Annotated in this window: 17 protein-coding genes and 3 rRNA genes; 10 read left to right on the plus strand and 10 right to left on the minus strand. The window is 44.2% G+C overall.

The features are described 5' to 3' along the window. The first annotated feature begins 29 nt into the window (after positions 1-29). A complete protein-coding gene (locus MSTHT_RS06470) occupies positions 30-485 on the plus strand; it encodes a hypothetical protein (protein WP_048167078.1) in 456 nt (151 codons plus the stop codon). A 53-nt stretch (positions 486-538) separates the two neighbouring features. Here MSTHT_RS06470 and MSTHT_RS06475 read toward each other — a convergent pair whose 3' ends face one another. The 4 genes from MSTHT_RS06475 to MSTHT_RS06490 form a co-directional block, all read right to left on the minus strand. After that, on the minus strand, positions 539-1,405 hold the full coding sequence (locus tag MSTHT_RS06475) for a hypothetical protein (protein ID WP_231588221.1): 867 nt from the start codon (positions 1,403-1,405) through the stop codon (positions 539-541). Positions 1,406-1,594: 189 nt separating this feature from the next. Continuing rightward, positions 1,595-3,517, minus strand: coding sequence for a PINc/VapC family ATPase (locus MSTHT_RS06480; RefSeq protein ID WP_048167079.1), 1,923 nt, complete (start codon positions 3,515-3,517; stop codon positions 1,595-1,597). Positions 3,518-3,629: 112 nt separating this feature from the next. After that, positions 3,630-3,992 (minus strand): phosphoribosyl-AMP cyclohydrolase, encoded by a 363-nt coding sequence (hisI, locus tag MSTHT_RS06485; protein ID WP_048168430.1) that lies wholly within the window; start codon positions 3,990-3,992, stop codon positions 3,630-3,632. 90 nt (positions 3,993-4,082) lie between these two features. After that, positions 4,083-6,062, minus strand: a complete 1,980-nt coding sequence (locus tag MSTHT_RS06490) for an amylo-alpha-1,6-glucosidase (RefSeq protein WP_048167080.1) — start codon at positions 6,060-6,062, stop codon at positions 4,083-4,085. Positions 6,063-6,229: 167 nt separating this feature from the next. Here MSTHT_RS06490 and MSTHT_RS06495 point away from each other — a divergent pair, with 167 nt between their 5' ends. The 6 genes from MSTHT_RS06495 (at position 6,230) to MSTHT_RS06515 (ending at position 10,586) form a co-directional block, all read left to right on the plus strand. Then, a complete protein-coding gene (locus MSTHT_RS06495) occupies positions 6,230-7,381 on the plus strand; it encodes a hypothetical protein (protein WP_048167081.1) in 1,152 nt (383 codons plus the stop codon). 293 nt (positions 7,382-7,674) lie between these two features. Then, a complete protein-coding gene (locus tag MSTHT_RS06500; RefSeq protein WP_048167082.1) occupies positions 7,675-7,995 on the plus strand; it encodes a HesB/IscA family protein in 321 nt (106 codons plus the stop codon). A 67-nt stretch (positions 7,996-8,062) separates the two neighbouring features. Continuing rightward, positions 8,063-8,425 carry a nascent polypeptide-associated complex protein gene (locus tag MSTHT_RS06505; RefSeq protein WP_048167083.1) on the plus strand — a complete coding sequence of 121 codons (363 nt, stop codon included), beginning with the start codon at positions 8,063-8,065 and terminating at the stop codon, positions 8,423-8,425. A gap of 413 nt (positions 8,426-8,838) precedes the next feature. After that, positions 8,839-9,207 carry a hypothetical protein gene (locus tag MSTHT_RS14790; protein WP_197071767.1) on the plus strand — a complete coding sequence of 123 codons (369 nt, stop codon included), beginning with the start codon at positions 8,839-8,841 and terminating at the stop codon, positions 9,205-9,207. Positions 9,208-9,232: 25 nt separating this feature from the next. After that, a complete protein-coding gene (locus tag MSTHT_RS06510) occupies positions 9,233-9,907 on the plus strand; it encodes a M4 family metallopeptidase (protein WP_197071768.1) in 675 nt (224 codons plus the stop codon). Positions 9,908-10,253: 346 nt separating this feature from the next. Beyond that, positions 10,254-10,586, plus strand: coding sequence for a protealysin inhibitor emfourin (locus MSTHT_RS06515; protein ID WP_148704520.1), 333 nt, complete (start codon positions 10,254-10,256; stop codon positions 10,584-10,586). A gap of 273 nt (positions 10,587-10,859) precedes the next feature. On the opposite strand, the gene rrf is transcribed toward MSTHT_RS06515, so the two are convergent. The 3 genes from rrf to MSTHT_RS06530 form a co-directional block, all read right to left on the minus strand. Beyond that, a 5S ribosomal RNA gene (rrf, locus tag MSTHT_RS06520) occupies positions 10,860-10,981 on the minus strand. Between the two features lie 100 nt (positions 10,982-11,081). Next, positions 11,082-13,988, minus strand: a 23S ribosomal RNA gene (locus MSTHT_RS06525). 214 nt (positions 13,989-14,202) lie between these two features. Further along, a 16S ribosomal RNA gene (locus MSTHT_RS06530) occupies positions 14,203-15,680 on the minus strand. The 16S, 23S and 5S rRNA genes sit together here, the layout of an rRNA operon. Positions 15,681-16,395: 715 nt before the next feature. Between MSTHT_RS06530 and eif1A the strand changes: the two genes are divergently transcribed. The 3 genes from eif1A to MSTHT_RS06545 are packed head-to-tail and all read left to right on the plus strand — an operon-like array spanning position 16,396 to position 18,059. Further along, positions 16,396-16,725, plus strand: coding sequence for a translation initiation factor eIF-1A (gene eif1A, locus MSTHT_RS06535; RefSeq protein WP_048167085.1), 330 nt, complete (start codon positions 16,396-16,398; stop codon positions 16,723-16,725). Position 16,726: 1 nt separating this feature from the next. After that, positions 16,727-17,509: a serine protein kinase RIO gene (locus MSTHT_RS06540; protein WP_048167086.1), complete on the plus strand. Its 783-nt coding sequence runs from the start codon at positions 16,727-16,729 to the stop codon at positions 17,507-17,509. 1 nt (position 17,510) lies between these two features. After that, positions 17,511-18,059: a KH domain-containing protein gene (locus MSTHT_RS06545; protein WP_048167087.1), complete on the plus strand. Its 549-nt coding sequence runs from the start codon at positions 17,511-17,513 to the stop codon at positions 18,057-18,059. 95 nt (positions 18,060-18,154) lie between these two features. Here MSTHT_RS06545 and MSTHT_RS06550 read toward each other — a convergent pair whose 3' ends face one another. The 3 genes from MSTHT_RS06550 to pstB all read right to left on the minus strand — a co-directional run bounded on the left by MSTHT_RS06550 (position 18,155) and on the right by pstB (position 21,230). Continuing rightward, positions 18,155-19,561 (minus strand): dihydroorotase, encoded by a 1,407-nt coding sequence (locus MSTHT_RS06550; protein ID WP_048167088.1) that lies wholly within the window; start codon positions 19,559-19,561, stop codon positions 18,155-18,157. 236 nt (positions 19,562-19,797) lie between these two features. Beyond that, a complete protein-coding gene (gene phoU / locus MSTHT_RS06555) occupies positions 19,798-20,448 on the minus strand; it encodes a phosphate signaling complex protein PhoU (protein ID WP_048168431.1) in 651 nt (216 codons plus the stop codon). Positions 20,449-20,453: 5 nt separating this feature from the next. Beyond that, positions 20,454-21,230: a phosphate ABC transporter ATP-binding protein PstB gene (gene pstB, locus MSTHT_RS06560; protein WP_048167089.1), complete on the minus strand. Its 777-nt coding sequence runs from the start codon at positions 21,228-21,230 to the stop codon at positions 20,454-20,456. Positions 21,231-21,272 lie beyond the last annotated feature (42 nt).

Raw genomic sequence — 21,272 nt, forward strand, 5'->3', positions numbered from 1 at the left:
TGCAACAAAACTGCAGAGAGAGGTTGCACATGCTAAGTGGAAAACTGAAAAATAATGAAACTGGAACCCTGGGGCTTCCAATAAGAATTGTCGTGTTCACAGTTATTGGCCTCATAGGTTTTTATGCAGTTCTTTCAGCCGTCAGCGATGCTCCTACTCCTCCTAAACCCATGTATGCGACAACGAATCTAAGCGCATTTTCTTTGCCTTCACCTGAAGAAGAAAGAAAAATCGATTTGGATCTGCCTGTAAAGGTATTTGACAGCGAAAACCGTGGGGTAAGAGATGCAAATGTGATTGCCTGGAGCCCTGATAGGGAAAAAGCGTATTCAGGCGTTACCGATCTTGAAGGGAAGGTAACATTGAAGATTTCCAATCCCGAACTGCCTCAGGGAAAATCTGAAGGTTACATAAAGATAAAAGTAATGAGAGAAGGATACAGGGATTTTACCAGCGACTACTTTTTAAAGATAACTAGAAGCTAAGAAGAAGCCGTACCCTACTCAAAATTAATAGTTAATACATACATATTCTTAATTCATAACTTACCTGCCAGCGTTTTCTCTCTTCGGTTAGCCATATAAAATTTTATAAATACAGCTCCTGCCATCAGCACGGCAAGCACGATGGAGAAATAAGGAGACCTTATGACATCCCACCGACCAGCCCAGATAAGGAGGGCGGTAAGAAAAAGAGCTGAAGAGCCGATAGCTCCTGAGATTTCAAATGGAATCTTCATAGAGCCGAAAGTAAGCCTGTTCTGACTCTCAAGGACTTTTATACGGGACTCAAGTTCCTTTATATATTTATTTTTCGTATCTTCCTGAGCCTTGAGAGTACGAAGTTCAGTGTTTAATTTTTCGATCTCGGGTTCGAGACTGTTGTGGGTAAAATTCGATAACTCGGATATAGTAGCATGGAGGGAACGGAGGCCTTCTGCGATGCTGGTGAAAATTTCATTCATATTCTTTATTTTATAACCAGTTCCGGAAACTTCAGAAGAATTATCAGCATAAGCCATTGAGGGATTCATGGGCTCGTCTGAAGGAAACACTGCACTGAATCCAAAACTTGAGATGTGTCCTTCCGAACTTGAAGGAACCAGATCTGAAAAAAAAGAATTTCCGCTAATAGGAGACTCAGGAGAAACCGACGGAATCCGTGGGAGAATAGAAGAGCCTGCAACGATACTTCCTTCGTTTCTTTCAGGGAAAAATCCTGATAAATTTCCGGAGTAAATTCTTCCAGCCTGCACTCCAGGAGAGATTCCCATAGAAAGGCGTCTCTCAACTGCCCTGAGTCGTTTTTCAAAACTCCTTATGCTCTGGTCAAAAACCTCAATTCTTCCCTGGAGATCCTCCCTGATTTCCGGCTCTGTTTGATGTGACTTATTCACTCGGACCATACCCATTTAATTTTCTATTACAGAATCTGGGTCTACAGTATATAAAATTTTTCGAGTATCTGCAGTGATAAAATAAAATCAATAGTAGAAAAAATAAGAGAAATCAATAGCAGAAAAGAGAAGAGGAAGGACAAAAAGAAGACTGTAAAAAAGAGAAAAAATAGCTCAAAAAGAGGAAACAGGAAGAGATCAGATAAGCCTTATCTCAATCGGTTCTCCCCTGTCCTGAGCGTCTATAATATCGGAAGCAAGGTCCGAGTTTGCCCTGAGTTTTATCTCTCCATGCCGGCTCACCGTTGCACTGAAAAGGTACTCGCCTGCAATATAGATTTCCACATCTTTTCCTGCAAGTTCCGGAGCCCCAAGAATCAGGTGTTTCTTATTTCTTTCGATGAAAGGATGAACCGAAGAGACAACAGGCACCTCTTCAAAGCTGGATGCTCTTCGCTTTTCCTGAAGAGCCCGGCTTTCAGCTCCATATTTCCTGCCTCTTGCAGCTCTCGGACCTTCGGTTTCCAGCTCTCTGACATCAATATGAAGACCAAGCATATTTTCGATCCGGTCAATGACGTTTCCACCTTTGCCGATAACTTTTCGCATATCATCTTCCCGAACCTTTACGATTGAACTGTCATCTGAAGTCATTTCCACTTCAACAGGACCGGATGCATACCTGCTAATAACGTTCCTTATTTCCTCTTCCGCAAGCTTCCAAGAAGGTTTCCTGAGTTCAGTAGGGGGACCTACTGGCATAACAACAACCTGTTCGCCATAGGTGTAAATCTCATACTCAACTTTTCTGGTTTCAAAATCTGAAATAACTATTACCGGTCTTGCAAGATCCTGTTCAGTCATCCCATGAGGGACTTTAACCGTAAATTCAAGCACCAGAACCTTTGCAACTTCTCCTTTATCGATAAAAATAACGGTGTCCACTACCTGCGGGATTACACCAAGTTCGACCCTCCCAATCAGACGCTGAACGGCATCTACTGCCCTGGTTGCATGCACAACTCCGATCATCCCCACGCCTGCAAGCCGCATATCTGCAAAAATCAGGAAATCGCTGGTCTTCCGGACCTCATCATATATAGTGTAATCCGGCCTGACAAGAAGCAAAAGATCCGCAGTATCTTCCATCCTGCCATTCAGAGGTGAATATTGAGTGATTTCAGGAGGTACCTGAAGGTCTCTTGGAGATTCCATGGTTTTGACCACCTGTCCACGGTCGCTCAGATATCGGGCAATTCCTGCGGCAAAAGTAGACTTTCCGGCTCCAGGCGGACCAGCAATAAGAATTCCACGCTGGCTTACAATCCGTTCTTTGAGTTGATCGCTTAGTCGATATTGTTCAAGATCCACAACTACAGTTGGCCTGACAGCTGTAATTTCCATATCATCGGAAAAAGGCGGGTGGGCAATTGCGACACGCATGTTTCGGATTTGCAAGACAGTTGCTCCACTTGATGACATCTCGATAAAAGATTCAGGATCCAGCCTCGCCCTTTCAATAAGTTCTCTAGATATACTGGAAAGTTCTGCAGAAGTAACAGGTTCATCACGAATCACTACATAGCGTATATCCCCTATTGGTCCTTTCTTGGCCATAGGAGGAACCCCATTTTTAAGGTGTACGGACATCGTATCATCCGTGAAAAAATGCTCTATTCTTAGAGGCGTAAGCTCAGACGGATCCAGAGTTTTGGGAGGCATGTACTCGACATTAAGTCCCTTTGCTTTAGCTATAAGAGACTGCACCCTATCTGCACTTACAAACAGCCCCCCTGCATCAATAGCTGTATTTCGGATAAGAGCATCCACCCTGCCCTCTTTAGATAGCTTTATCTCCTCAAGCGTGGGCTGAACCCCGCTGAATTGAAGGAGAATCTCGTCCCTTTCTGCCAGCTTGCGGAGTTCCAGAAGCTCTTCAAGCCCTTTAAAACCTATTTCTCTGCCCTTATTTGCCTGGGCTTCAAGCTCCGATACCACAGCTTCAGGAATTATAATCTCGGCACCTTTAAAGTCCCCGTCTCTAATGCGAGCCGAAAGCCTTCCGTCAATAATTACACTTGTATCCGGAACAATTCTCCATATCCGCTTCTCATCAGCCATATAAGGGAATATAGAGACGGAAGGTATATAATAAAACCTCCAGCAATTTATTTTAGAAGAAAAAAACTAAAAAACTGTGCAGGAGGAAAATAAGATTTTGGAGACTTGATTCTTAATAAACGTCTTCTGGCTCGAAGACTTTCTCCCCTATAATCTTTCCGTCTAATTTTCGATAAAAACAGGATCTGTATCCCATATGACAGGCTCCACCTGTTTGTTCAACCAGCAAAAGGAGAGAATCCATGTCGCAATCAATTCTGATCTCTTTTACTTTCTGCACATGTCCCGAAGTCTCTCCTTTTTTCCATAACTGCTGCCTGCTCCGGCTCCAGAAGTGTGCGATGCCAGTCTCTACAGTTTTCTCAAGTGCCTCCTTATTCATATAGGCACACATCAGTACCTCCTTGCTAAGATGATCCTGAACAATGGCAAGGATCAAACCGTTCTCGGTTTTTAAGGAATCAAAATCAATCATGGGGGATAGATTGTAAAACAAGTATAAAAAAGAGAGGGAATGAATTTTGAAGGATGCTGCAAAGAAAGGACAGTACATGTGATTCTTATCTCAGGGTTTGATTCCCAGCACATCCTCTACATATGCTCTCAGGATTTCTGCAACACTCCAGGCTTGAGAGATGCAACCACCCGGAGAGTGCGGATAATCTCCATCAAACACCTCAGAGATGGTGCCAACGCCTGCGGTTTCAAGATGCGTATTAAAGCCCTGCAGGAGAGCCCGCATATCTTCGAGGCTTTCTTTTGAATAGTTGTGAACCTTTCGGTAAGCTTTAACATAAGCGCCAAGGAGCCAGGGCCAGGCAGTGCCATTGTGGTAGGCTGCATCTCTAGTTGCTGGATCTCCCTGATAACGTCCTTTATACAGAGGGTGATCTGTCGAGAGGGTCCTAAGTCCGAAGGGGATCAAGAGATCTTTCTCAACTCTATCCACTATCGCTTTTTCTTTTTCAGGGGAAAGCATGGTATAGGGTAGAGCCACTGCAAAGATTTGATTGGGACGGATTGCAGAGTCTTTAACCTCATTTCCTGCTTCGTCCTTATATACAAGGTCAAAGAGGCAGTTCTTTTCCGGATTCCAGAAAACTCTCTCAAAGTTTGAGGCTACTCCAGCTGCAAGAGTCTCATAAGTGGAAACATTTTTTTCTAGAAGGGTGCCCAGACTGGAAGCGGTTTTCAGGGCATTGTACCAGAGAGCGTTGATTTCACAGGCTTTACCTGCTCTTGGAGTTATTTCCTGCTCCCCTACTTTAGCATCCATCCAGGTTAACTGAGGACCCTGCCGGATTAGATAATCGGAGTCCATACCGATTCCAAAGTCCGTACCCTTACGATAATTATCTATTATACTATCCACGGTTTCCCAGACATCTGAGAGGAAAAGGAAGTCTTTTGTATATGCGAAATACCGACCCAGGGCGTGAATGAACCAGAGAGAAGCATCCACAGTATTGTAAATCGGTTCTCCCCCAAGCGACAGAAAAGCATTTGGGATCAGACCTCTCCTACAATATTTGGAATAATTTTTGAGAATAGATTTTGCCTCCTCGAAGCGGCGAGGAATTAGAAGCAAGCCAGGTATGGAGATCATGGTATCCCGTCCCCAGTCAGAAAACCAGTGATATCCTGCAATCACCGTATTTTCCCCTGAAGAGGGATTTTTCACTATAAAAGAATCGGTTGCCCTGAGAAGCTTGAGAGCAAAAGGCTCGGTAAGTCTTGAATTAAAGGCAAGAAGATTTTGCCTGTATACTTCCCTTGTATAGAGCTCCTCAACCTGCTCTAGCGTCAGAGAAGAGATATCTTCTGTTGAAGCGGCAATAAAAAAATGAGATGTTCCTGCTTTGAGTTTGCTTTCGAAATAGCCCGGATTGAAGTTGTCTTCCTGGAAGTTAAGCCCTCTTTGTTTTTCAATATCATACTCAAAGTTATAGTACCATTTGGGATCAGAATGATACTGGAGATTGGAAGAAAGCGAAAAAGCAAAACCATTAGAACTTTCCAGTTTTACTCCTGAAGGACTGGCTTCCTGAGAGAAGGAGATATCTCCTGAGCGAGTAGTGTGGTGGAAGTTTCTAGAATTTACCAGCGGAAAGATTCTCAGCAAAGCTCCATCTCTTCTGGCTCTGATATCATACAGAACACAGGTCGTATTGCTGTTGTGAATCATGAAAACTTTTTTCTTCACGGTAAATGGTCCTGGGTGATAAATCCAGAGAGGAAATGGAGCAAGAATAAATTTGGAAATATAATTGAATCCTGAAGGAAAAACAGTACCCGGATATTTATGGGTTGCCAACCTATAAACCTCGTCATTAATCGCAATTTCTTCATCAAGGGAGGAAAGCAATACGAACCTTCCTGGAGAGTTTTTCGGAGCTGCCACAAGCAGTCCGTGATAAGTCCTTGTTCCCGCCCCTATAACAGTAGATGAGGCGTATCCCCCGAGTCCGTTTCCTACAATCCACTCTTTCTTTATTCCTTCTTCATATGTGGAAAAGGAATCCGTTCCAAACCTGATTCCACTCATACTATCTGGTTAGAATTTAGTCTCTTAAATATATGTACCTTTTCATATTATTGAAGATGTATAATAAAGCAAAGTGAGTAGTTTATAATAGAGAATGCCAAATTATTGTACTTTCAGGTGCAAACATAAACTATTTTAGATGTGCAGGTTATAAGAATGTGAGAATCATGAAGCAAGACCTTTTAGAAATCCTTGGTGATATCTTTAAATCCTCTGGATATAATGTCACAATATGCAGCCAGAGTGATATTCTTGTGGAGAAAAACGGGCATCAGGCTTATATCAGGTGTACCCTGCAGCCAGATCGCAAGGAAATAAAAGCCTTTTCCGAAAAGATAGGAGACTGTACAGGAATTTACGTAATGACCGAGAAAGGGTCTGAAGAATTATTCGATTACGCAGCTGAATTTGGGATTTATGTATGGGATAGGGATGAACTGGCTCTTCAAATTGGAAGATCGGTGCTTGTAAATCTGGAAAGAAAATCAAAGGTTTCGTATTCAGAACCGCGAATACTGCCAGCAAATGAAGCACGAGATCCGTACAGGCAACCAGCTTTAGAGCTAGTAAAAAACTGGAATCCAGAAGAAGAGCTCAGACAGGAATCTTACCCTAACGGAGAAATCCTGCCCTCTCAGAGTCAGCAAATCGAAACCGATAAACTTTCTTTTGAGAATCAATTCGGAATACAGGGCTTTGAGGAGAGAGAAGATTTAAGGAAATCAGAACGGGTTGAGGTTTCAGATATCGAATCTTATGAGATGTTGAATATACAATCTGTAGAGCCAAGAATTTCTAAAAAGCAGGCGATGATTATTGCAAAACCCTATTTAAGCAGCCCCAGGGATGCGATTTTGAAATTTGTGCCTTTCTGGAAATATAAATATAGTGTTGAAGCAGAAAAACGCTTCAGGTCAAAGGTACTGAGTATTGCAGGAAAAGGGAAAGGTTTTCTTAACGCTTTAAACAAATCAAAAGAAGAGATGGAAGTCGAAGGACTGGCTGCACCTACAAGAATTCCTGCCGTACAGTATGAGTTAAAAAGACCGATCGTGGATAAAAAACAGGCAGAAAAGATTCTTCTTGACTCAATAATAGAAGAGAATACACGCGAGATACGCTTTAACAATACAGAAGGACAGGCTGTTATATATGAACACAGGAGCATCAGTCCAAAATCTGAAGAGATACAGCTTGATCTGGAGCTTGTATACATTCCCATCTGGGAAGTGAAAGGGAAACGCAATTCTCTGGAGATTAATGCTTATAATGCAAAGATTCCTGAGAAGCCTGTTGATGAAGATGTCGAGTTTCTATGATTTTAAACGCAAAAAAATATTGGGAGAAAAATATATAAAATAGAAAATATATTTTTATATATTAGCAACGTAAAGATTCTCTGAAAAAGAATCCACACTCTGCCCTTCCAGCTTCCTGTGAAAAAGACTCTTTCAGGGGAAAAAGCGCAATTTTACAATAAACGTTATATTCGCCCGATGCAAGAGTATATAACGTTTGGAAATTATCTGTAAGCTGTAACGGTTGGCATCTTATAGAAAATAGAACACATAAAATTTTGTAAAGTATGGAAAGTAAAAAAAGAGGTGCATAAATGATAGAAGTAACAGACAAAGCTGCTGCAGAATTGAAATCACTGCTTGAACAAGAAGGAAAACCTGATCTTGCTCTCAGAATTTTTGTTGCCGGGGTTGCCTGCAGCGGAATTCAGTATGGATTAGCTTTTGACGATGAACTGAAGGAAGACGACGTCACTATGGAAAGTAACGGAATAAAACTTGTTATGGCAAAAGAAATAGAAAGGAACTTCTCTGAGGGCAGCATCGACTTTATTGAGGATGAAAACGGAAAGGGTTTTCTTATCCGCAACCCCTCAGCTGGCGGCGGATGCGGCACCTGTGGAGGATGCCATTAAGAAAAGTAAAATCGCGCTGAATGTATTGAACCTGAAAAAGTAAAGAAATTAAAGGAGAAGCAAGTCTATGTTCCCAGGAATGGGAGGGATAGGTGGCCGGGGTATGAACCCGGCTAAGATGAAGCAGATGATGAAACAGATGGGAATTGATATTAAAGAGCTCAAGGATGTTCAGGAAGTAGTCATAAAGACTGCGAACTCTAATATTATTATAGAGAATGCAAACGTCAGCATAATGACAGTCCAAGGCTCGGAAACATACCAGATTGTAGGTGACGCAAAAGAAGTCCCAAGAGAACTGGAAATTCCCGCTGAAGATATAAAACTCGTAATGGAGCAAACCGGCGTTTCTGAAGATGAAGCACGGAGAGCTTTGCAAAATTCAAACGGAGATCTGGCAGAAGCCATTGTGTCACTTTCTTCTGCCTGATTCCTTTTTTATATTAATTTTGACAGAAATATTTTGACCTACTGTCGGTACTCTAATATTTTTCTACCCAATAGGGTACTTTGATGCTTTTCTACCTCATTTAATAACAACTTTGATGCTTTTCTACCTTACTTAATAACAATTCACATTGACTTGTTTGATGAATATATAATAAAAAACCAAGAATTAATCTCCTAATTATATATTCGTTATTAGTTTTATAGTAATATTACACACTGATAAGTATCTTTATCTAGCAGACGAATAAAAAATAACTGGTAAAGAGATAAAAACAAATTATGTGATAAATGTATAACCTTGTATGGGGATAATTAGTCACGAGTTTTTTTGAAGTGAGAAACTGTTTTATTATTTATTAAATAAGGCTTAAGTTACTATATGGGGGCAAAAGAGTGGGTAGTTTTAACAATATAGGAAATAACAATAAATGTTTCTGTGCATTCATTCCACCTTATGTTCTTGATAATATGGCAAAAGCTGGAATTGAGGAGGCAAAATCGACTATTGTGCAGAGCCAGGCTTTCCGGGAAAACAGGGCTGAGGCTTCAAAGAAGATGAGTCTGGGGGCTGAGTTCCTTGGAGCTGCTGTGACTACAGGCAAAGCATATGTGAAGGTATATGATTGTGAACATACATCAAAACTTCAAAATAAACTGGTGCGTGATCAAGGAGGCAATTCCTCTCCTACAGGCATTGATGCCGTGGATCTTGTATATGATTATGCTAGTACAAATCGTGATATATTAAGGAATTTTTTTTAAGCGAGATTCCCTGGGCAACAATGGTATGAATCTGATATGCAATGTACATTACGGCGTAAAATTCAATAACGCTTTTTGGGATGGCGAGCAAATAACTCTCGGTGATGGAGACAGCGCACGATTCGCCAGTTTTGCCAAGTCCCTTGATGTAATAGCTCATGAACTAGGTCATGGTATTGTTGAGAATACTGCAAAATTAGTGTATAAAGGTCAATCTGGCGCGTTAAATGAACACTTCGCTGATGTATTTGGAACTGTGATTACGCAGTTGGCCGAAAATCAGACTGCGGACACGGCTGATTGGTTAATCGGGGACGAGATCATGGGCCCTGATTTATATGGGGAAGCTCTTCGTTCTATGAGTGAACCTGGTACTGCATATGATAACAGTATTTTAGGCAAGGATCCCCAGCCTGCGCATGTGAAAGACATGTACACTGGCACTGAAGATCAAGGTGGTGTACATATCAACAGCGGCATTATGAATAAAGCTTTTTACCTTACAGCCATCGAAATCGGAACCGACGAAGCAGCCTTAATCTGGTATAATGCATTACAGAACCTCTGGCCTACTGCTAATTTCAAGGAAGCTGTCGGAGAGATTGTAAGAGCTGCACGGATTCTTGCGAAAAATAAAAGGGTTGATAAGAACGCAACACAGAGAGTAAGAACAGCTTTTAGGGAAGTCGGATTGTTTTAAATTAGATTAACCAGCATAAAACTTAACTTAGTAGAAAGTAGGCTCTGTAGAAATCTCTTAATTCACAACACTTCAAAATTACAACATTGACAAATATGATACAATATATTTACGGTTAATACAATTATTTATGAATTCCATTTAGCCGATTGATGTGATTTTTAGGGGTTTCTGCAGAGCCGAGAAAGCAACAGCTGTAAACTGGCTTAATACCTGAATAATATAATAATTTATAAATAATTACAGCTAACAGTAATTAAAACAGATGTTTTTATATTGAGTTGTCTCATAAAGCATTTCTAATGCCTTCGTGAAAGCGGTTGGAGCTTTTCTATGAGTAGGGCAGATGGTTATAATGCACATAGACTTTGAAAGTTCAGGTGGATATGCCAATATCAGGTTAACGTATCATGGAAACACTGACACGCTTCCCGAAGAAGTTGCCAATAAGCTCATACAGCTCGTAGAAAGCTCCAAAGTATTTGAGCTTGAAAAAAAGGAGGTAACTCCCATCTTACCTGGTCCTCCTGACGTATTACACTATAAACTTACGATTCATGAGGGAAATAGGAGAATTTCTTTATCTTTTAATGACGTTACGGTTCCTGAATCGTTATTTCCACTAATAAGTTTTTTGCAAGAACTTGCATGGGAGCAGGCCGGGAAGGATAATAGATGACTTAATCTCTTAATTTAATTAGATCAAACATATATCAATCGAATCTGACTTATGATATTTGTTTAATTTAATATTAACCACAGAATAACCTTATGTGCATATGATTATATGGGGAAGCTCTCCGTTCACTGGCTGCTTCTGAAACTGTATAATAATAATTCCCTTTTTGGCAGGAACTCTCAACCTGATCATATGGGAAAATGTTACACTGGTTCTAATGATACTGGACAGATGAAAGGCGAAAAAAGAGATTTTAAAACAGATATAGGGTGAGCATGGCAGCGATCCTGAGTTCCCGAAGGCTCGCGCACTTCAGTACAGTCAGGAACGTGGGCAGGCTTATCTTCTGTTTTGGGGAGGGGAACGGGAGTTGCCCTGCCGCTATGGCCGCCACACTCGCCTATGAACGGAATTGATGAATGAAATTTGTCTATGACAAACGCAAGACAAGAAGTCATGTACGGTGCTGCAAGACTGGATTTCGCCTGGACCGGATTAGGAAAGGAACGGATGGTTAGTAAACGCGGACTGAACACCTCGTTGCCTTGGTGCTTACATCCCGTTTCTATCAAACCGGTCTTTTACCGGAATCCTTAATGAGGTCTATTTTTAGGTCGGATTTCGAGCTTAGATGCATTCAGCTCTTATTCCTTAGCGCGTAGCTGCCCGGCAATGCCCTGTCGAACAACCGGTACACAAGTGGCGCCGCTGCTTGGTTCCTCTCGTACTAAAAGCAGCTTACCCGCAGACCTCAGACACCTCTAGTAGATAGTAACCGACCTGTCTCACGACGGTCTAAACCCAGCTCACGATCTCCTTTAATAGGCGAACAACCTCACCCTTGGCCGATGCTGCACGGCCAGGATGGAAAGAACCGACATCGAGGTAGCAAGCTGCCGGGTCGATATGTACTCTTGCCGGCAACGACTCAATTATCCCCGGGGTAACTTTTCTGTCATTTTTGGCCCCCACCAAGGAGGCACAAAAGTTCGCTAGAGCCGACTTTCGTCTCGTCATCCACTACTGTGCTGAATAACGTCAGGCTGACTTATGCTCTTGCACTCTTCAGTGAGTTTCCGACCCACTTGAGTCAACCATTGCGCGCCCTTGATATCTTTTCAAGGGCGTCCCGCCCCAGGCAAACTGCCCACCTATCGGGGTCCTCTTCTCAGAGTTAGGGTCGCGGTCCCAGAAGGGTAGTGTCCCATGGCCGGCTCCACGGATGCTGGCGCACCCGCTTCGACGCCTCCTACCTACTCTGTACATCCAGAACCACAACCCAGCGACAGGCTGCAGTAAAGCTCCACGGGGTCTTCACTTCCCCCTAGAGGTCTCTAGACTGTGCACTAGAATGTAAGCTTCACCGGATTCCAGTTAGGGACAGTAGGGCTCTCATTGATCCATTCATGCAAGTCGCCAATTAAGCGACAAGGTACTACGCTACCTTAAGAGGGTCATAGTTACCCCCGCTGTTTACAGGCCCTTCTTCCCGTTGAACCGGGGTTTCAGGTACCTGCACTGAGCAGGATTCAGAGATTGTACTAGCCTTTACAGGTTTGCAATCTCCTATGTTGGTATTAGACAGTTAGAGCCCCCTGGTCACTGCGACCTGCTGTCTCCACAGCAGGCACTCCTTCTCCCGAAGTTACGGAGCTAATTTGCCGAATTCCCTTAACTGAATTACTCCGACACGCCTTGGCCTTTTCAGCCAGGGGCACCTGTGTCAGTTCTCGGTACGGACATTTAGCGGCCTTTTCACGGGTCCCTGGGTGCAACCGACTTACGCATTAACAGATTCACCCGCTTCTCGCCATTACGGCTCTCCACGGGTTTCGCTGCTTAGACGGAGCGACGACTCCGCTCGGCCTGCCCTGAGACGTCAGACTGATTGCTAAATGGTACAGGAATATTAACCTGTTTCCCTTTTGGCGTACTCGAGTTACGGTACGTCTTAGGACCGACTAACCCTCGGCTGACGAACATTGCCGAGGAAACCTGGCCCCTTCGGCGGAAGGGATTCTCACCCTTCTATGCTGCTACTATTACCAGGATTTTCGTTTGCGAACGGTCCACAGGACTTCACAGCCCTGCTTCTGTCCGAACGCAACGCCTTCCTACAAGATTACCTTGCGGTACTCCGTGGTATCGGTGGTCGACTTGAGCCCCGTCAATTTTCGGGGCCCCAAACCTCGACTGGTGAGCTGTTACGCACTCTTTGAAGGATAGCTGCTTCTAAGCTAACCTTCCAGCTGTCTTGGGCTTGGGACGCCCTTTAGTGTTAACACTTAGTCGACACTTGGGGACCTTAACCACGGGCTGGGTTGTCTCCCTTACGGACTACAAGCTTACCCCAGCAGTCCGGACTCCGACTTTCTTTGACGACGGTGGGTTTGGAGTTTGACAAGCGGGCGAGGGGTTTCCCCCCCGGAACCGCCAATCAGTGCTCTACTCCACCGACGGTCTCCAGTCAGGTCATGCTGCGACATGTTTCGGAAGGAACCAGCTGATGCCGGGTTAGATTAGCATTTCACTACGAGACGCAGGTCACGCGAATGATTTGCAGATCAACACCGCTTGCGGTCCTCCACGTAGCTTTCGCCACGCTTCAACCTGCCCACGCCTAGATCACCCGGCTTCGGGTCGTGCCCCGGTGACTCCACGCACTTGTATACGTCGTGCCTCACTCTGAAGAGTTGCGCACATGTTGCTTTCGCTTCGGCTGCCCAAATATAAGGTTAGCCATTGCCACCAAGACACACTCCCTGGCCCGTTCTTCAAAACGTAAGATACGACACTGGCAGTGATACTCGTACTGCACCCTCGCGAGTGTTTCCTTCGTATCAGAGATCCTTTCATGCCGTATCGTTCTATCACTATCAGGTTTCAGGCACTTTGCACCTCCCTTCTCGGGGTACTTTTCAGCGTTCGGTCACCCTACTATTTCGCTATCGGTCTCAAGTAGTATTTAGTTTTGGAGGTTGGTGCCCCCCAGATTCCCGCACGATATCCAACGCACGGTACTCAGGGACATGTTCCGGTCTTTTGGTTTACACATACGTGACTGTCACACTCTATGGTCTGCCGTTTCAGGCAAGTTCTGTTTAGCCGCCAGACGTTTGAACAGCCCTTCAACACCACATTTCCCCGAAGGGATTCGGTTTGAACTGTGCCGGTTTCACTCGCCGTTACTTACGGCATCTCGTTTGATTTCTTTTCCTGCTCCTACTGAGATGTTTCAATTCGGAGCGTTCCCGATCATTACTGATCACTATGGAGAGGTCCCATTCGGAAATCCCGGGTTCATTGGCTCCTTGCGCCTACCCCGGGCTTATCGCAGCTTGGCACGTCCTTCGTCAGCTCTTGAGCCGAGCCATCCACCTGATAGCATATTTCCTGTATATCCTAACCAGGTCCAGTAAGCGTCCAGTATACAGCACCTGTACATGACTTCATGTACCTGCACGTCAGCACAGGCAATCAGTCCTTCCCCGGAAATTTACTTACCGGGTGCATTTGATGAGTTTGAATTGATCATAGAACTATGATCGATTATTTTAATGGTTTGAGGATTTTGTTTCGGTTTATCGGCATCTGGGTGGTGGGTTTTTTTATGCTTAGGAGGTGATCCAGCCGCAGATTCCCCTACGGCTACCTTGTTACGACTTAACCCCCCTTGCAAAGCACAGGTTCGAACACGACACAGAGTTCGTGCCCTCACCCATACCTCACTCGGGTGGTTTGACGGGCGGTGTGTGCAAGGAGCAGGGACGTATTCACCGCGCTATATTGAAACGCGATTACTACGGATTCCAGCTTCACGAGGGCGAGTTACAGCCCTCGATCCGAACTACGGATGGGTTTGGGAGATTACCAGCCCTTTTCAGGGGAGGGACCCATTGTCCCATTCATTGTAGCCCGCGTGTAGCCCGGGAAATTCGGGGCATACTGACCTACCGTGGCCCGCACCTTCCTCCGATTTAACATCGGCGGTCCCCACAGAGTACCCATCGTCCCGGAGGACATGCTGGTAACAGTGGGCACGGGTCTCGCTCGTTGCCTGACTTAACAGGATGCTTCACAGTACGAACTGGCGACGGCCATGCACCTCCTCTCAGCGATTCAGGCAAGGTCTTCAGCCTGGCCTACATTTTGCTGTCGTCCCCGGTGAGTTGTCCGGCGTTGAGTCCAATTAAACCGCAGGCTCCACCCGTTGTTGTGCTCCCCCGCCAATTCCTTTAAGTTTCAGCCTTGCGGCCGTACTTCCCAGGTGGCTCGCTTCACGGCTTCCCTGCGGCACCAGACACGGTCGCGCCATGCCTGACACCTAGCGAGCATCGTTTACGGCTGGGACTACCCGGGTATCTAATCCGGTTCGTGCCCCCAGCTTTCGTCCCTCACCGTCGAACCCGTTCTGGTAAGACGCCTTCGCCACAGGTGGTCTCACAGGGATTACAAGATTTCACTCCTACCCCTGTAGTACCTCTTACCTCTCCCGGTTCCAAGTCTGGCAGTATCCACCGAAAGCCTAACGGTTGAGCCGTCAGATTTCCCGGAGGACTGACCAAACCGGCTACGGACCCTTTAGACCCAATAATCACGATCACCACTCGGGCCGCCGGTGTTACCGCGGCGGCTGGCACCGGTCTTGCCCGGCCCTTGCTAACAGATGTATTTTACACATCTGGACAGCCAACATATGATGCTGGCACTCGGTGTCCCCTTATCACGGTTTCCCGCATTGTAAAGTTTTCGCGCCTGCTGCGCCCCGTAGGGCCTGGATTCATGTCTCAGAATCCATCTCCGGGCTCTTGCTCTCACAACCCGTACCCGTTGTAGGCTAGTAGGTACATTACACCCACTACTACCTGATAGGCCGCAGACCCATCCTTGGGCAGACGAATCCATTTTACGCATAAAGCATTCCAGCATATATGCGTTATCCGGTATTATCCCCAGTTTCCCGGGGTTATCCCAGACCCAAGGGCAGGTTATCCACGTGTTACTGAGCAGTACGCCATGTTCACGAAGAACATATGACTCGCATGGCTTAGGCGAACACCGATAGCAGTAACCTCTGGCAGGATCAACCAGAATTGCTAATCGCACACTTAAAATTAAAGGTCTTGGTCGCAGAAACTTGCACTAACAACTATCAATTCAGTTATTTCAGTTTCGCGATGATGCGTTTTTTGAAAAACTCTCACCGCCCAGAATTAACCGAACCGACAAAATCCTCGTCAGACAGGAAAGAACTCCTGACTCCATTATTAATGAATAGTAGTTGCTGCATTTTTCATGCAGGAAACTATAGTTATGCACTCATAGTATTTAAAGGTATCTATTCCTTCTCAGATTAAGAAGAAATTTAAACCGAATAACTATAAGAAAACCTTCCAGCACAATCAAATTCGTACTGGAACAGGAAGACATATACTTCAGTTTTAATATATAAATCTTTTTGTTCAGGAAAATTTATAAAAACAAACTTAACAATTGTTGAAAATCTGTTTTGCTATAACCCTGAACTCCGCTCTAGAATTACAATTTCAAGAGCGGTCCACGCCTGTTTTGCGCGTGAGACATACAAAGGAATATATAATATATATACTTGTCGCCTACCTAATTACTTAGAAAAAAATAATAATAAGAAGAGAGTAAAAGAAAGCAGAGAAGCGCAGCATTAAAATAATAACAGAAAGTTGAAAGTTGCAGGACGAATAACCTTAAAACTTGAAAAAACGATATATAAAGGATTTAAGGGTATAAAATAAAAAATAAAATAATAAATATAAATTACATAAAAAGAGGTATCAAACTGGCAGACTTAAAGAAGCCTACATCCAAACCGGATACGGAAGAAGCCGTTACAAGAGTACGCACACCGCGAAGGGAAAATAACGAGATCCTGGCAATTGTTGAAAGTCTTCTGGGTGCAAACCGTCTGAGGCTTCGTTGCATGGATGGGGTCGTTCGTATGGGAAGGATTCCGGGTTCGATGAAGAAAAAAACCTGGATTCGAGAAGGAGATGTTGTTATTGTCGTGCCATGGGAGTTCCAGAACGAAAAAGCCGATGTGATCTGGAAATACACAAGGCCGCAGGTAGACTGGCTTGAGAAGAAAGGATACCTGAAAGGATAATATGGGAATGGATCAGGAAAAGAAGATAAAGCGCATTGATCGCGCTAAAGATAAGTCCAGGGTCAGGGAGAAAGATTCCGAACGGCTAAAAGTAGAAGAAAATGTATTTGATGTGCCCACCCTTAAGATTCTTTATACCCTCTCTAACAAGGGCATAATAAAGGCGATGGGCGGAGCAATCAGTACCGGAAAGGAAGCAAATGTATTTTATGCCGAAGGCCCGGATAAAGAGCTGGCTGTAAAGATATACAGGATTGCCAGCAGCACCTTCAAGGCTATGGACGCCTATATTATGAAGGACCCTCGTTTCACAAACATTCGAAACAATAAGCGAGACATCATTTTTGCATGGACACGCAAAGAGTTTCAAAACCTGAAGCGTGCGAAAAATGCAGGAGTACGGGTTCCGGAGCCTGTGATTGCTGAAAAGAATATTCTTATCATGGAATTTATGGGAGAAAAAGAGAGACCTTACCCACTCCTCAAAAACACGTATCTTGAAGACGATGAGGCAAAGCTTATTTTTGACACTGTGGTCGAATATATGCGTCTTCTCTATAAAAAAGCAAATCTAGTACATGCCGATTTGAGCGAATACAATATCCTGATCGACCCGAAAGACCTGACCCCCATTTTCATTGATATGGGGCAATCAGTAACCCTGGAGCATCCGAACTCCCGGGAGTTCCTTTACAGGGATGTACAAAATATACTCAGGTTCTTCAGCCGCTATGGGATAAAGGACAAACCTGAAGAGCTACTCAAAAAAATACAGGCGGAATGATATGACTCAGTATATCAAAATCCCCAAAGAAAGAGTCGGGGTAATAATAGGTCCAAAAGGAGAAACAAAAAAGTTTATCGAGGACAAAACCGCATGCCAGCTGGAGATCGACAGCGGAATTGGAAAGATAGACATCACCTGTGAAGAAGACCCATTGAAAGAATTCAGGGTTCTCGAAACTATCAAAGCGATAGGAAGGGGCTTCAGTCCCGAAAAAGCTCTCGAACTTCTGGATGATGACATGCTTATGCTTGAGGTCATCGACCTTTCCGATGTAGCTACAACGCCAAAAGAACTGCAGCGCATAAAGGGCAGGATAATAGGAAGAAACGGAAGAACCAGAGAACTTGCAGAAACCCTTATAAACGTTAAAATCTCGGTATACGGAAAAACCGTATCCGTACTTGGGCACCCGGAGCAGAATACTATAATCCGGACAGCAATAAGAATGCTGCTCGATGGAGCCACCCATGGGGCAGTTTACAAGTTCCTCGAAAAAAAGCATCAAGAACTTTTACAGTCCCAGCTTGACTCAGTTGAATATTATTAATAAATAAGAGAAGCCAGATTAAATATTATTTAGAAAGAAGAAAAGCCAGGCTCAGGATATTATAACTTTACATTCTTTGTCAAAGTTCTTTTTCTTCATTCCTGGGATTCATCAGCCTGGTCAAGATCTTCTTCGTCCTCTTCTGACCTCTTTCCTCTACCTTCCAAGAAGTTGCCTCTTCCAGGCTTTGCGTTAATCGACTCCTCACTCCAGATTATCTCACCCCTCGAGAGAGTGTACTCTGGAAAAATCCCCTCCATGCCTTCAAAAGGAGTCCAACCCGCTTTACTATGCAGGAACTCAGCCTTTATAGGACGAAGTTCGCGGGGATTCACAATAATCAAATCTGCATCAAAACCTACATCAAGCCTACCCTTGAATTTGCGATCCAGCCCGAAGGCTTTTGCAGGATTCCAGCTTGTAAGCAGGATCATCCTTGAAAGTGGCAAAATATTTTTTCGGACGGCGGCAAGCATTAGAGGCATAAGGGTCTCAACTCCGGGCACACCCGAGGGAGCAACCTTTATATCAACATCTTTTTCGGATTCCAGATGCGGAGCATGATCCGAAGCTACCATGTCAATAGTCCCGTCATTAATCCCGTTTACCAGAGCTTTAATGCTGTGGCTTCCACGGAGAGGCGGGTTCATTTTTCCAAAAGACCTTAGCCTTTCCCAGTCTCGCGTAGACAGGAAAAGGTGATGAGGAGTAACCTCACAGGTAAAAAGAGGTTCCTTATTTTCCCTTCTTGCAAGATATTTTTCCTTCCGTACCATACCTGTAGCTTCAAGTGTGCTAATATGGCAAATGTGCGCTCTGATTTTCAATCTGGAAACAAGTTCAAGAGCTCTTTGAACCGCAATCGCCTCACACGCATTGGGGCGTACCCTTGAATGATATTCGTAGGAAGTATCGCCTTTTAACAGCTCTTCCAGCTCAAGACGCATTTTCTCGTCTTCGGCATGGATAGTCGCAGGTGCGCCGAGGCGTTTGATTTCGGCAAGTGCCTCCTCAAAGGTTTCCTCATTAATATTTAGTCCGCCTGTGGACTCGGCCATGAAGATTTCCCCAAAAGCCGTGATTCCCAGCTTCCAGAGTTCTTTTAAATTCTCGATATTGCCTGTTACTCCGCCATTAATCCCGAAATCAACAATAGACTTTTTCCTGGCAAGCTTAAATTTTTGTTCGAAAGCCCGCCTATCGGTAGTGGGAGGTACTGTATTGGGCTGGTCAATAACAGTGGTAATTCCTCCGGCAGCTGCTGCACAGGAGCCCGTATACCAGTCTTCTTTTAAAGTCATTCCGGGTTCCCTAAAATGGACATGCACATCAATCCCGGCAGGCAGGGTAAGAGCGCCACCTGCGTCTATTATTGTGTCCGAGCTCGATACCCTGAGATCTTTTCCTATTTTGGTAACTTTACCATCTTCAATAATGATCTCGGCAGGCTGAAGCGAATTATTGTAGTAGATGCGCGTATTTTTGATAAGAATATCAGGCATGGGCGTCTATATGCTTATAAATGTACTTAAAACCTGTACATCAGAGAAAACAGGAAATGGTGAGAAAAAAGGTCAAAAGTATAGGAGAAAAAAGTAATCTAAAGCGTGAAAATGCTGTCCGAAAGCGTGAGAACGCTGTCCGAAAGCTAAAGCAAAAACCGAACTAAAAGTTCAGTATCAAAAACGAAAGAAAAGATAGAAGCAAGAAGCAAAAAAGAAAAGAGGGGAGAAACCACTTAATTTAGTTTAACTCTCTCAGCCGTGGCGAGATAGACCACGCTTTCACACATATTGCAGCAGTGGTCTGCAATTCTTTCCAGGTAACGAATCAGGAAAAGCAAATTTGTGGCTCTGGAAATAATACTCGTGTCTTTCGCCATCATTTCTATCAGCTCAACCCAGACCGCATAAAATAACTTATCGACCTCTTCATCCCTCGCTGCCGCTGCTTTTGCAAGCTCAACATCCTGGGTCTCAAAAGCCTTCAGGGAATTCTCAAGCATAAATCCAGCAATGTCTGCCATTTTCTTCGTATCTATAAGGGGCTTTACATGCCCGCCTTCTATTCTTCCGGGGATTTTTGCAATATTTATTGATAATCCCACAATCCGCCGGAGGTCTGCTGTGATCTTGAGAGTAGATACAACAAGCCGCAGATCACTAGCCATGGGCTGTTGAAGGGCAAGCAGATCGAAAATAGAAGCCTCAATTTCTTCCTCAAGTCTATCTGCCTCTGGCTCAAGGGCAAGGGTCTTTCTGGCAAGCTCGATATCAAGGTCTATAACCGAAGTCATGGAATCTCTGAAAATCAGTTTAACCATTTCTCCAAACGAGAGTACAGACTCTTTGAGTAAATCCAGCTGTTCTAAGTATCGTTCTCGAACCATTCCAATCACCCAAACCTGCCAGTAATGTAATCTTCAGTACTCTTTTCTTGAGGATTATGGAAAATTTGCCTTGTCTGGTCGAACTCAATCAGTTCCCCCGAAAGGAAAAATCCTGTATAGTCTGATATCCTCGCTGCCTGCTGCATATTATGAGTTACGATTACTATGGTATAATCCTTTTTAAGGTTCGTAATCAGGTCTTCAATCCTTGCAGTGGAGATGGGGTCAAGAGCGCTTGTGGGTTCATCGAAAAGAATTATTCTGGGTTTTACTGCCAGGGTTCTGGCAATGCAGAGTCTTTGCTGCTGCCCACCACTGAGGGAGAGCGCAGAAGATTTAAGCCTGTCCGAAGTTTCTTCCCAGATTGCAGCCGAACGAAGAGCCTGCTCAACAATGCTGTCCAGATCTTTCTTATTTACACCATGTATGCGGGGTCCATAAGCAACATTGTCATAAATCGACATGGGAAAAGGGTTGGGCTTCTGGAAAACCATGCCCACTTTTTTTCGAAGCTCAACAACATCCACATCTGGAGCGTAAATATCCTTGCCTTCTATCAATACTTTACCTTCGACCCTGCAGTTCTTAATAAGATCGTTCATCCTGTTTAAACAGCGGATGAAAGTGGATTTGCCGCTGCCTGAAGGACCTATAAGGGCAGTTACGCTGTTTCTGGGGATCTTTATGGAGATATTTTTAAGCACCTGCTTCTCCCCGTACCACAGACTAAGATTCTCTGCTTCTATCTGAGGTTGAGATATGTTTTGAACAGCTTCAGTCATTTGGAGACCTCATTGTCATATAAGACCTGATAATAATGAAAC

The sequence above is a fragment of the Methanosarcina thermophila TM-1 genome, from assembly GCF_000969885.1.
GTDB classification, from domain to species: Archaea; Halobacteriota; Methanosarcinia; order Methanosarcinales; family Methanosarcinaceae; genus Methanosarcina; species Methanosarcina thermophila.